Origin of the sequence: Chitinophaga ginsengisoli (assembly GCF_003014595.1) — a bacterium.
In the GTDB taxonomy this organism is placed as follows: Bacteria; Bacteroidota; Bacteroidia; order Chitinophagales; family Chitinophagaceae; genus Chitinophaga; species Chitinophaga ginsengisoli.
Map to the genome: position 1 here is coordinate 191,042 of NZ_PYGK01000001.1, position 13,075 is coordinate 204,116.

At 46.8% G+C, this 13,075-nt stretch carries 11 protein-coding genes; 6 read left to right on the forward strand and 5 right to left on the reverse strand.

Annotated elements, in window-relative coordinates:
* The first annotated feature begins 71 nt into the window (after window positions 1-71).
* From CLV42_RS00765 to CLV42_RS00775, 3 genes are read left to right on the forward strand one after another with little or no spacing between them, the layout of a single operon-like run.
* Window positions 72-1,694 carry a M20/M25/M40 family metallo-hydrolase gene (locus CLV42_RS00765; RefSeq protein ID WP_106599996.1) on the forward strand — a complete coding sequence of 541 codons (1,623 nt, stop codon included), beginning with the start codon at window positions 72-74 and terminating at the stop codon, window positions 1,692-1,694.
* 37 nt (window positions 1,695-1,731) lie between these two features.
* The gene (locus CLV42_RS00770; RefSeq protein WP_106599997.1) at window positions 1,732-2,133 is read left to right on the forward strand and encodes a hypothetical protein; all 402 of its coding nucleotides are present in this window, start codon (window positions 1,732-1,734) and stop codon (window positions 2,131-2,133) included.
* Between the two features lie 51 nt (window positions 2,134-2,184).
* Window positions 2,185-2,871 carry an NUDIX hydrolase gene (locus CLV42_RS00775; protein WP_106600689.1) on the forward strand — a complete coding sequence of 229 codons (687 nt, stop codon included), beginning with the start codon at window positions 2,185-2,187 and terminating at the stop codon, window positions 2,869-2,871.
* On the opposite strand, the gene CLV42_RS33650 is transcribed toward CLV42_RS00775, so the two are convergent.
* Window positions 2,829-3,113 (reverse strand): hypothetical protein, encoded by a 285-nt coding sequence (locus CLV42_RS33650; RefSeq protein WP_146154289.1) that lies wholly within the window; start codon window positions 3,111-3,113, stop codon window positions 2,829-2,831. The genes CLV42_RS00775 and CLV42_RS33650 overlap by 43 nt on opposite strands.
* A 204-nt stretch (window positions 3,114-3,317) precedes the next feature.
* Between CLV42_RS33650 and CLV42_RS00780 the strand changes: the two genes are divergently transcribed.
* The 3 genes from CLV42_RS00780 to CLV42_RS00790 all read left to right on the forward strand — a co-directional run bounded on the left by CLV42_RS00780 (window position 3,318) and on the right by CLV42_RS00790 (window position 6,674).
* The gene (locus tag CLV42_RS00780; RefSeq protein WP_106599998.1) at window positions 3,318-4,229 is read left to right on the forward strand and encodes an NUDIX domain-containing protein; all 912 of its coding nucleotides are present in this window, start codon (window positions 3,318-3,320) and stop codon (window positions 4,227-4,229) included.
* Window positions 4,230-4,239: 10 nt separating this feature from the next.
* The gene (locus tag CLV42_RS00785; protein WP_106599999.1) at window positions 4,240-5,655 is read left to right on the forward strand and encodes a nicotinate phosphoribosyltransferase; all 1,416 of its coding nucleotides are present in this window, start codon (window positions 4,240-4,242) and stop codon (window positions 5,653-5,655) included.
* A gap of 104 nt (window positions 5,656-5,759) precedes the next feature.
* Window positions 5,760-6,674: a tail fiber protein gene (locus CLV42_RS00790; RefSeq protein ID WP_106600000.1), complete on the forward strand. Its 915-nt coding sequence runs from the start codon at window positions 5,760-5,762 to the stop codon at window positions 6,672-6,674.
* Between the two features lie 94 nt (window positions 6,675-6,768).
* Here the strand turns inward: CLV42_RS00790 and CLV42_RS00795 are convergent, their stop codons facing one another.
* The 4 genes from CLV42_RS00795 to CLV42_RS00810 are packed head-to-tail and all read right to left on the reverse strand — an operon-like array spanning window position 6,769 to window position 13,075.
* A complete protein-coding gene (locus tag CLV42_RS00795) occupies window positions 6,769-9,948 on the reverse strand; it encodes an efflux RND transporter permease subunit (RefSeq protein ID WP_106600001.1) in 3,180 nt (1,059 codons plus the stop codon).
* Between the two features lie 6 nt (window positions 9,949-9,954).
* Window positions 9,955-11,016 carry an efflux RND transporter periplasmic adaptor subunit gene (locus CLV42_RS00800; RefSeq protein ID WP_106600002.1) on the reverse strand — a complete coding sequence of 354 codons (1,062 nt, stop codon included), beginning with the start codon at window positions 11,014-11,016 and terminating at the stop codon, window positions 9,955-9,957.
* Window positions 11,017-11,047: 31 nt separating this feature from the next.
* Window positions 11,048-12,409: a TolC family protein gene (locus CLV42_RS00805; protein ID WP_106600003.1), complete on the reverse strand. Its 1,362-nt coding sequence runs from the start codon at window positions 12,407-12,409 to the stop codon at window positions 11,048-11,050.
* Between the two features lie 54 nt (window positions 12,410-12,463).
* Window positions 12,464-13,075, reverse strand: coding sequence for a TetR/AcrR family transcriptional regulator (locus CLV42_RS00810; protein WP_106600004.1), 612 nt, complete (start codon window positions 13,073-13,075; stop codon window positions 12,464-12,466).

Here is a 13,075-nt window from a genome sequence, read left to right on the forward strand (position 1 = left end):
TAGATACGTATCTTTGCAACGAAGACCTGGTCTGCCGGCTCTTTCAACAGACTCTTTAAAAATCAACAACTGTGAAGCATACCACATGGCTGTTAGCGCTGTTATTACCCTTTACTCATGAGCTGAACGCCCAAAAAAAAGCCGATCGCAAGACGCTGGGTAACCTTCAGGCCCATATTACCTTCCTTGCCAGCGACAAGCTCGAAGGCCGTCGCACAGGCACTCCGGGTGAACAACTGGCTGCGGAATATATTTCCACCCAGATGAAACTGGCAGGACTTACTCCCAAGGGAGACAGTGGTTACTTACAAACATTTCCTGTAAGCGAAGGCAAACTAATAGCTACCGCCTCACACCTCACTGTCAATAAAACCACCCTCACCCCGGGAGAACAGTTTATTCCCCTTCCTTTCAGCGCACAGAAAAGCGCCAAAGGCGATGTGCTGCGCGATGTGAATGAACCGGAGAATATCTGGCTCTTTAACGTAAAGGACTTTGAAATGCAGCCACATGCAGATCCCCTGGAAATATACCGTCAGAATGCCCGGGAGGCCGCCAAGGCCGGCGCTACAGGCGTGATCTTCTACAATGGTGACGAGACACCAAAGGAAATCCAGAAATGGCTCTCCGTCGCTGTCGATCCGCTCACCATTCCTGTGATGTGGGTGAACAGTGAGACCAGCAAGCTGCTCTCAGAAACCGAAGACCTCCGGATAAACATGCAGGTCAGCTTCACCGCCGGCAGACGTACGGGTACCAACGTGGTGGGGTATATAGATAACAAAGCCGCCAGCACTATTGTGATAGGCGCACATTTTGACCACCTGGGACATGGGGAAGACCAGAATTCACTGGCACCTAATGACAAAACCATCCACCATGGCGCAGATGACAACGCCAGCGGAACAGCCGCTCTCCTGGAACTGGCCAGACTGCTGAAAACATCCCACCTGCAGAAATACAACTACCTGTTTGTCGCATTCTCTGGAGAAGAACTGGGACTGTTCGGCTCCAAATACTTTACAGAACATAGCTCTGTGGCCCCCGGCTCCTTCAACTATATGATCAATATGGACATGGTAGGAAGGCTGGACCCAACCAGGGGATTACAGGTAGGAGGTATCGGCACCTCACCTGTATGGCCAGCGTTGCTGCAACAAACCATCCCGGTGGATATTCATACCACCTATGACTCCTCCGGTATCGGGCCTTCAGACCATACCTCTTTCTATCTGAAAAATGTGCCTGTGCTGTTCTTTTTCACTGGTACGCACAGCGACTATCACAAACCTTCCGACGAAGCTGCCAAAATCAACTATCCGGGAGAATTGACGGTGATAAAGCTGGTATATACGCTGGTGGAAAAGACAAATAATATGGATAAACTGGTTTTCACCCACACACGCGACAAACAGACCACCAGTACGGGCAGTCCCCGGTTTACGGTAACGCTGGGCATCATGCCTGATTATACCTGGCAGAAAGCAGGGGTGAGGGTAGACGGTGTAACGGATAACAAACCGGCCAGTAAAGCAGGCATCCTGGCTAATGACGTGATCGTTGAACTGGGCTCATACACCATCGTGAACCTGGAGGACTATATGCAGGCGCTTTCAACTTTCAAAAAAGGAGATAAAACCACGGTGAAAGTCAGGAGGGAAGACAGTGAAAAAGTATTTGATGTCCAATTCTGACCGTTTTATAATATCTTGCAGCCCTTAATATTGTTGTATGAAGCCGGTTTTGTTCATATTAAGCGCCACCTTTTTTTGCTTTTCGTGTAATCAGGCACGTAACGAGGGAGAGGATACTTCCAATTATGACATCATTACAGAAAAGAGTTATGTGGTACGCAATGTGAAACCCGTGAGCGGAGATCCGCAAGTGGACTCCCTACTGCAACGAAAACAGGAACTGACAGGCTACCTGGAGCGCCATGGCTTCGTACGTCACGTGGCAACCAAAGATAGTCTTGTATTTCGCCGGAACAACAGGCAGGAAGTAGTGATAGAACTGCCTTCGCCTGCAAACACACAGGAGGCCAACCTGATCATTGCATTTGATCCGATGAAAAATCCCCTGTTCATTAATCTGAAGAAAGACACTACACAGGTGGAGCAGTATATTAAATAGTGAGTATATGCCGGGATCTACCATATCCGGCCATAACCTTTAGAATTGGATTTGGAACCTAAGCAAAACATAAGACTTTGTGTAGACGCGGTAGTCTTCGGATACACCGCCAAAGAAAGCATTTCCGTATTACTCATTAAGCGAACTATCCCCCCCTTCATGCACCGCTGGGCATTACCCGGAGGTTTCGTGATTGACGGTGAAACACTGGAAGAAGCCGTGACCCGCGAACTGGAAACTGAAGCAGGCGTACATATCAACTACCTGGAACAACTTTACACCTTTGGCCAGCCGGAACGTGACCCCCGGGGCAGGATAATATCAATAGCTTATTTCGGCCTGGTGAACCCGACTAACTTCAAGCTGGCTGCCAGTTCTGATGCTGAAGACGCTAACTGGTTCGATATCAAAAAACTGCCTGACCTGGCATTTGATCATTCCGCTATCGTGGAAACTGCTATAAAGCGCTTACGCGCCAAGATCAGGTATGAACCTATCGGGTTTGAACTGCTCGATCAGAAATTCCCAATCTCAGACCTGGAGAAACTCTATGAGACAGTCCTGGACAGACCCATTGACCGCAGGAACTTTCAGAAGAAGATCAATCACCTGGGTATTCTGGCGGGACACAATGAAAAACAAAAACACCCTTCTGCCGGCAGACCGGCTAAACTCTATAGCTTTAACGAGGAGCGCTATTTCCAGCTGAAAAAAGAAGGGATCTCTTTTGAGATCTGATCTTTGTATTTCCACCCGATGACTGATAAGCTGCAACACTGCACATAAAAAAGCCCCACCGATGGCGGGGCCGGGTATTGATATGTTACCGCCATAAAAGACACCAGGCCATACAGTCCCAGGCAGGAAATGAAGATCGCCAGAATAGCAAAGATCTCGAACAATTCTCCTGTCATCGCTTCCGCCTTATAAAAGCGGCCAATGTTTGCTCCCGATGAACTGCATTTACATGGTATCTTCATTTTTCGTCTGTACGGGGGATTCATTGAAACGTTTTTCCAGGAAAGCAGGTAAACAGGAATGTATATAATATATTCAGAATCAATTCATTCATCTTTCTTCCGGTATATCATGACATTATTTGTGTAATAATTACGGAAAATATTTTGTTTATATGTTTAAACCTATATATATTTGTGTAGAAGATACACAAAAGCTCACTATCAATGACAACTCAAAAGCCGACAGGGGTAATCATCGCAAGGTTCCAGACACCCTCCCTACACGAAGGGCACTTACAGCTGATCAAAGAAGTAAGGTCTAAACACAATCGCCTGATCATTATACTTGGCGTCAGCCCGATCAAAGGCGGCCGTAAAAACCCACTGGATTACTACACCCGTGAGCGGATGCTGAAACAGCTCTTCCCCGATGTGATTGTACTCCCACTCAGCGACCAGGCTTCCGATAAAGTATGGTCCCGTAAACTGGATGAACTACTGGGTAACAATCTCGGTAATGAAACATTCATCCTGTATGGCAGCCGTGACAGCTTTATCCCTTTCTATTCCGGCCGTTTCCCTACCGTAGCACTACCGCCCGTGCAGGACTTTAACGCTACTGCACAAAGAGAAGCTGTTTCTGATAAGGTATTTGATACAGAAGAGTTCCGGGCTGGTATCATCTATAGCACTTATAATCTTTATCCGAAGGTATACCCAACAGTGGACATTGCACTGTTCCGTAATAACCGCCGGGAACTGCTCCTGGGACGCAAGCCGGCAGAAAATGCCTGGAGACTGCCCGGTGGCTTCGCCGATCCTGATGATGTCAGCTTTGATGCTGCCGCCGCAAGAGAATTGCGGGAAGAATGCGGACAGATAGAAACAAGCCCTATGCAGTATGAAATGTCCCTGCAAATGGATGACTGGCGCTATCGCTCCGAGGTAGACAAGATCATCACCACCCTGTTCAGTGCTGACCTCTTGTTTGGTGAACCTGCTGCCGACGATGACCTGAGCGCTATGCGCTGGATCAATGTGAATGCGATCCCTGAACTGATAGCGCAGGGCGAAATAGTCAGTACACACATCCCACTCCTGAAAAAATTAGCTGAAAAATATTCTACTAACGACTAAACGAAGAATCATGACAAAGGAAAACCTCATTCTATTAGCTGATGCCTACAAATACTCCCACCACAAACTCTATATTCCAGGCACAGAATACATCTACTCCTATTTTGAAAGCCGCGGAGGCAAATTCGAAGAAACAGTTTTCTATGGTCTGCAGTACTTCCTGATGGAATACCTGCAAGGCGCAGTTATCACCAAAGAAAAGATTGACGAAGCGGAGGCAACATTGCTGGAAGTGTTTGGCCGCAATGACGTATTTGACCGCAGCCGTTTCGAATATATTATTGAGAAACATGGCGGACGCCTCCCCGTACGTATCAAAGCCGTACCAGAAGGTACTGTAACAGGCGTGCGCAATGTATTAATGAGCATTGAAAATACAGATCCTGAATGCTATTGGTTGACCAACTTTTTGGAAACCTTACTTATGCAGGTGTGGTACCCATGTACCGTAGCCACCCTTTCCAGGGAGATCAAAAAAACAGTGAAGAAGTATTATACAGAAACAGCCAGCGAAGTTGCTTTCGCAGGGATAGATTTTGTACTGAACGACTTCGGCTTCCGTGGCGCTAGCTCCGTAGAAAGCGCCGGTATCGGTGGCAGCGCTCACCTGATCAATTTCTCAGGTAGTGATACACTGATCGGTTCTACTTTTGCCAAAAGATATTACCAGGCGCCGGTTGCTCCCGGATTGTCTATTCCGGCTACAGAACACTCTATCGTGACCATGCTGGGTGAAGAAGGGGAGATAGACATTTTCCGCCACATCCTGAATACATTCCCTACAGGTACTATTGCCTGCGTATCCGACTCTTACAACATCTTCAGAGCCTGTAAAGAATACTGGGGCACAGAACTGAAAGAACAGATCCTCAACAGACAGGGCACACTGGTGATCCGCCCAGATAGCGGTGACGCGATACAGACACTCCTCAAAATATTTGAGATCCTGATGGAAACTTTCGGTTATACCCTGAATGAAAAAGGTTATAAAGTACTGCCTCCACAGGTTAGAGTAATACAGGGCGACGGCATCAGTTACTCTTCTATTCCTCCCATCTTTGAAGCATTAAAACAGGCAGGCATCAGTGCTGAAAACCTGGTACTGGGTATGGGTGGCGCTTTACTGCAAAGGGTCAACAGGGACACACAGGAATTTGCCCTCAAATGTTCCTTTGCACAGGTAAATGGTAAAGCCATCAATGTACAGAAGAATCCTCTGGAGCTCGATGCCAATGGTAACACCAGGGTGTCTTTCAAAAAGTCCAAATCAGGTAAACAGAAACTCGTACTGGACAATGGTACTTATAGATCCCTTCCTCAAAACGAGGCGCCGGAACTGAAAGACCAGCTGCTGACAGTTTTTGAAAATGGTGAGATCAAAACAACGTACACTTTTAACCAGATAAGAAAGAACGCAACAATCTGACTTCTCGCCATCATTTGTCCCCCGTACCGGCCGTCCTATGCGACGGCTTTTTTCATTATCATTGCACCGAAATGATCTACAAAAAACTTAAAAATCCCTTACTCATGAAAAAAATGCTGTTAACCCTTGTGTTGACCATTCTGATTGTTTATGCCCAGGCACAATCTCCTGAAAAAATATACTCTTTATGGGGAGCGAACATATCCACTGCATCCTGGGTAAAACTGGGTACATTAACCGCAAGTCAGGGGGGTGTATCATCAACAATAGTCGTATATGCGGGACAAGGATATAATGGATATAACAACCAGATGGGTTCCGTTGAATTATTTATCAGAACGAGCAATGGAGCAACTGTCGGACCTAACGGATACGGCTTTGGAGCGTATGCTACCCGTTACGGTGGCACACCAGATCTGTTTACCCGCATGAAAATCGTACCTAACAATACCGGTGCTACGGCCACTGCATATGACATATATGCTTACGTTTCTCCCTATATCGGTAGCGGTTACTATACCGTAAAGGGTGATGGTGGATGGACGCCATCTATGACGGTTACAACAGAACCTGCCACCGCATACGAGGTGCCGTTCCTGTTCAAAATCCAGTGTGATGCTTCACTGGCAGGTGGGGGCCTTGTTGCCCAGGTTAGTACGGGAAATGTCGGCATTGGCACCAGTACGCCTACAGAAAAACTTTCAGTAAAAGGAACTGTCCTGGCCCAGAAAGTAAAAGTAACTACGGCAGCAGCCAACTGGCCCGACTATGTATTTGCTGCTGACTATAAACTGCCCTCCATTCTGGATGTCGAAAAGTTTGTAAAAGAACATCAACATTTACCTGAAGTTCCATCTGCAAAAGAAGTTGAAGCCAATGGACTCGATCTCGCTGAAACCAATAAACAATTATTGAAAAAGCTGGAAGAGCTGACGCTTTACATCATTGAGCTGAAGAAAGAGAACCTCGCACAGCAGGCCGCCATCGAAACCCTGCAGAAAGAGCTGCCAAAGAAATAAAACTAAAATAAAAACAGAGGCCGGAGTAAGACTACTCCGGCCCGTTGCCTAAACCTACAACTGTTACACTATTAGTAACTAAGTTCTTTATTGATTAATTCAATGATGTTTCTTCAATTTCTGCCGCATAAGGAGCCACCAATCTTTGGCGGATCAATCGTTTTGCGGAAGGCTTGTTCCATCCAAAACGGTTCATAATGCTATCCACGATCCTGTACACGACCGGTACTACGATCAGGGTCAGGAACATAGAGCTGATCAGACCTCCGATAATCACCCAGGCCAGACCGTTCTTGATCGAAGCCACACCACCGGTTGCCAGCGCGATAGGTAACATACCGATCACCATGGCGATGGTCGTCATCAGGATCGGACGCAGACGGGCATTGTTTGCATGTATCAACGCCTCATTGGTACTCTGTCCCTGCTCTTTCATCTGGTTGGCAAAGTCGACCAGGATGATCGCGTTTTTCGCCACCAGACCAATCAACATGATGATACCGAGAATGGTGAAGATGTTCAGGGTGTTGTTGGTAAGTGCCAGCGCGAGCAGGGCACCGATAATAGCCAATGGGATAGAGAACAAAACCACAAACGGATAAATATAGTTATCGTACAGCGCCACCATGATGAGGTACACCATTACGATCGAGATCAACAAGGCTGCACCCAGTGCACCAAATGAGTCTCCCTGGTTTTCCGCATCACCTGCCCATACATAAGAGATACCGGTAGGCTTGCGCAGTTTCTCAATCGCTGCTGCAAATTCGGTCTGCACACTACCACTTGGGCGTCCTATTACCAGACATTTTACAGACACAGATGTGTTCTTATCTCTTCTTTCCAGCCGGCTCGGACCAGAACCTTCCGTTACAGTTGCAAACTGTGACAGGCGGATCAGCTGCCCCTGATTGTTGAGGAACTGTATATTAGATACGTCCTGCAGGCTCTTACGGTTAAAGTCATCAAAACGCAGGTTGATGGCATATTCGTAATCGCCCTGACGGAACTTGATTTTAGAGTCGTCAGCAGTGCCACTGAACGCAGTCTGCATAGTACCACCTACATTTTCCAATGTCAGCCCCAGTGCCGACATTTTATCACGGTCTACCTGCACATTGATCTCAGGATTACCTTCTTCTACAGATAATTTTGCATCGCTCGTACCGTCTATCTTCGCCAATACGTTCCTTGCTTCTTTTGCATACGCCATTACGCTGTCCAGGTCCGTACCCATCACTACCAGTTCCACAGGCGCATTCTCTGCCGTACCCAGGATACTTACGTTCATGGTTTTTACTTTCACACCAGGCAGTATATCCCTGATCTCTGCCTTCGTTTTTGCAGCATAGATATCGGAACCGTCGGCTCGTTTTTCAGGATCTACCAGCATTACCGTGATCTCAGATTTATATGCGGTAGACTGAGATGTACCCATACCGTCTTCACTGGTCTGACCAACAGTGGTAATCAGACGGGTTACTTCCGGTTTCTTAGAAAGATATTGTTCTGCTTTACGTGTAGCCTGGTTGGTTTGTTCCACAGAGGCATCTTTCGGCATTTCCAATACCAGGATGAACTGGCCACGGTCACCTCTCGGGATGAACTCACCACCAATGTAGCCTTTACCCAGCAGCATAAAAGACAGGAACAGCAAACCTATGGCCACTACCAGGGTAATAAGCTTGTGGCTCAGTGCCCATTTCAGGATGCCTGTCATCCAGTCGGTGAATTTCTGCAGCTGCCTCTCAAACCAAAGAATGAATCTTCCGAAGATATTTTTGTCGGTGATATGCTCCAGTTTTCCGAAACGGGAGGATAGCAGCGGTACGATCATAAAGGAAGACAACAAACTGAGCATCGTGGAGATCATCACCACCACACAGAACTCCCTCAGAATTTTTGATACCAGTTCATTCGTTAAAGAGATTGGCAGGAACACCACCACAATTACCAGGGTGATAGAGGTAACAGTAAAACCGATCTCTTTCACACCATCAAACGCTGCACGCACCCTGTTCTTCCCCATCTCCATATGTCGGTAGATGTTTTCAAGCACCACGATAGCATCATCCACCAGGATACCTACCACGAGGGACAAACCAAGCAGAGACATCAGGTTCAGTGAGAAGCCGAATAGCTTCATACCGATAAATGTGGCTATCAGGGACGCCGGAATAGAGATCATTACGAAGATTGCACTCCTGATACTATGAAGGAACAAGAGCATTACTGCTGCCACCAGTGCTACCGCAATGATCAGGTCATGGATCACAGAGTCTGCAGATTCCAGCGTAAAGTCTGAGGAGTCGTTCGCGATGAAGATCTTCAGATTATTGGCAGCATAATCTTTTTCTACACGAACAATCGCTTTTTTCATTTCCTCACTCACGGTCACGGCGTTGGCGTCTGTCTGTTTCTGCACCTGCATAGCAATAGCGCTTGTACCATCCACACGGGCCATACGCTCAACGTCTTTCTGCGCATCCTGTACATCGGCCACATCGCTCAGGCGGATCTGTGTCCCGTCTGCAGTTGTGGTGAGCACCAGGTTACGCAGCTGGTCCACATTTTTATACTTACCAGCCAGGCGGATCAGTATCTGTTGATCTGCTGTTTTCACTTTACCGGTAGGGAAGTCCAGGTTGGCGTTGGTAACAGTCTGTCTTACCTGGTTAATAGACAGTTTATATGCTTCCAGTTTGTTGGGGTCGATGTTCACCTGAATCTCACGTTCCTGTCCACCGATCAGGGAGATCTGCGCCACGCCCGGTAAACGGGACAACAATGGCTGCAGCTTTTTATCCACCAGGTCATAGAACTCCTTGCTGTCCATATTGGCGGTAGCAGACAAGGTCATAATTGGCAAATCAGACAGGGAGAATTTTGTGAGTGATGGCGCCTTTGCATCTGAAGGCAGATCCGACAGGATAGCATTCACTTTACGCTGCGCATCCTGCATGGCAAGATCAACGTTAGCGTCGTTATTCAGTTCTACGGTAACGGTAGACAAGCTCTCGGAAGATTTTGACATGATCTTCTTGATCTTCTCCATTGATGCTACCGCATCTTCTATCTTTTTTGTAATGGTGCTCTCCACCTCTTTCGGGGATGCACCCGGATATACTGTTGCAATGGTCACTACCGGCGATTCGAACTTTGGCAACAGCTCATAGTTGAGCGATTGGTAGCTCATCACACCCAGCAATGTAAGAATGGTGAATATCACCACCACTATTGTGGGCCGTTTTATGGATATTTCTGTGATCTTCATAGTTGATTATTTTTGCACCGTTACCTTAACACCATCTACCAGGTTAATCTGTCCGCTGGTAATAACAGTTTCTCCTTCATTCAATCCTTCCCTGATCTCTACTTTGTCACCATAAATACGGCCAGCCACTACCTTACGCAGTTTAGCAGTATTGTTCTCCATCACATACACCTGGTTGCTGTTCACTCCACCTACAAAAGCGGTACGTGCTACCAGAATGGTTGGCAATGCATCCTTCATTTCGAAATGAGCGGTACCATACATACCGGCTCTCAGTTGTTTGCCAGTGTTATTCAGCACTTCCATTTCCACAGGGTAGTTCAGCGTATTATCACCTTTTGCAGCGATGAAGGTTACACGACCTTCATAGTTCATTTCAGGGAATACGTTGGATGTTACTTTCACCTTATCGCCTTCTTTCAGGTTTACCACCTGGAATTCCGGCACAGATACCGCCAGTTTCAGGCGGGATACATCTACTATGTCAAACATTTTATTGCCTACAGAGAGATAAGCACCCTGTTCGATATATTTTTTGTTGATCACACCACTGATAGGCGCTTTGATATAGGTATCGCCTACACGACGGCTGGCAGCTTCCACTTTTGTCTTTTGCAGCTCATATTGCAGAGTTACATCATCCACCTGTTTTTTAGTTACACCACCTGTTTTAAAAGCAGCTTCATATCTTTCTTTATCTACCCTCATCTGTTCCAGGTTGGTTCTGGCGGCAGATAGGTCTGTACCAACTATTTCGCCATCTACATGTGCAATGATCTGTCCCTCACGTACCACACTGCCTTCATCTACCTGCAGTTTAGTGATACGGCCGGCAGTTTCTGCCAGATAGGTGAGTTCACGTACAGGGGTAAAGTTCCCGTTGGACTGGAAGCCCTGTGAAAAATCTGATTTCGCCACCTTTTCTACCAGTACGGGTACATCACCGGCATTGCTCTTCTTCACAAATTCCGTTTTGGCTTCATTTTCTTTTTTATTGGCGCCCAGTTTCCACATGATCAATACAACAGCTGCAATGGTCACTGTGCCCCAGATAAGAATCTTTTTCATATAGTTTGGTATGCGGTTTTAGCGGTTTAAATTAGTTCAGCAGGGTTTTCAGATTACCATTGGATTTGATGATATCCAGTTCTGCCAGTTTATATTGTAGTAAGGCTTCGTTGTAGTTGTTCTGCGCGGAAGTGAGCGATGTTTCAGCATCCAGCAGATCCGTCAGGTTGGCCAGGCCCAGGTTATAGTTATTCTGGGTGGAGTTGTATACCTCATTGGCCAGATCTACGTTCTCCTTTTGTTCCTTAATAGTGGCCAGGTTATTCTGTACCTGCAGTTTGGCGTTTTCATACTGCGTATTCAGTGAGAGGGTAGTAGCCTCCATATCTTTTCTTATCTGTTTCAGCGTCACATTGGCCTGGCTTACACGTGAGCGGCGCGCCCATCCATCAAAAATGGGGATCTTCAATGTAAGGCTCACAGCCGCCATATCATACCAGCTGGCAGTAGAACCATTTGACTTGGATTTCAGCATATCAAACTTATTGCTGATGCCATTGTAAGAGTAGTTGCCAGACAATGCCAGGGAAGGATAATACTCTGCCTGGTACGCTTTCTTCTGGAACTGCTGCAGCTCTTCCTGTTTTTGCAACAGGCGGTATTCGATCCTGTTGTCGACATTCATCCCTCCAAAATCAGCTACAGTTGCTTTACTTTCTATTTCCTTGAATGAGGCAGAAGGCAGGTTCAGGGTGGTGCTCATAGACATCCCCATTTGCTGCTTCAGCTGATTGGCCTGCACCAGGAACTGGTTCTGCGCTTGTGTACGTTGCGTTTTGTAGTTGGTGAGGTTCACACGCATACGGTCAAGGTCTATCTTACGTGCCAGTCCGTTCTGCACCTGAGACGAAGTGGTCTCTACCAGTTTGGTGAGCTTCTCGATATTGGCATCCAGTACTACCATTTTCTCACGTGACACCAGTGTGTTATAATAAAGCTGTGTTACATTATAGATCACTGTCTCTTCACTCTGTACTGTCTGCATCTTATAGTACTCTTCACCTGCTTTTGCCGCTTTCAGACCGGTAAACACGGACTGGTTGTATACCTCCTGTGTAATAGTACCGGAAGCGGTAACATTGTGTGTGGTACCGGCTTGCAGCAGGGTAGTAGTGCCGGGTGCTCCCCCTGTGATCTCACCGGGAACGGCTAGTACCTGTTTTTTGATATTATTGGTATACTGTCCCTGGCCATTTACCTGTGGTAAAGCCCTGGCTCTTACTTCACTGGTTTTAAAACGGCCCATATCTTCTTCCAGTCGGGTACGTGCCAGTTGCTGATTATTCGCGAGCGCATACTTCAGGCACTCCTGCAACGACAGTTCCGATTGCGCATAGGAGGTATATCCCCCTATTCCCATTAAGAGAATAAGCGTTAACATTATCCTTTTCATCCGTATGTTTTACTTTGATTTTTTAGTTGGCGGATATAGTTTTAAGCGGTAGTATTAGTCTTCTTTAATATGTAGGTATTCAGCGGCCAGCTTACGTCCTTTCATTGTTGTCACTCCGAGTATAAAGTGTATGGTGATCTCTTTCATCACCTCGTGCATATTGAATTGTGCAGCAGGAAACTGTGATGGCTCAAAAGCCATATCCAGCTGTAGTAGCCGCGTACGTGCCATGATGTTCAATTTAAGGTCTTCGCGGTAGAGGCCTTCCCGCATGCCTCGTTCAAGATTGGCTGTAATGGCTTGCAACAGCCGCTCCTGTTTGAACACTTCCACGTCCTTCCAGATTTCGGGGAGGTACTTCTCCATCTCAAACAACATCACGGGATTGATTGTATTTCCCATCTGTTCTATGTACTCCACCTCTTTCAGCAGCTCCTCAATAGCGTTAGCAGATTGCTGACGAAAATCTTCCAGATGCTGCTCATGCCTGTTCAGCAAAAAGCGCACCCCATCCTGTACCAGTTCCTCCTTGTCCTTGAAATGTTCGTACACCGTTTTCTTTGACACTCCACATTCCCTTGATATGTCGAACATTGTTACACTCTTAATTCCGTACGTCCTGAACATCTTTGATGCTGTTTCCAATATCCGTGCTCTGACTGGCAT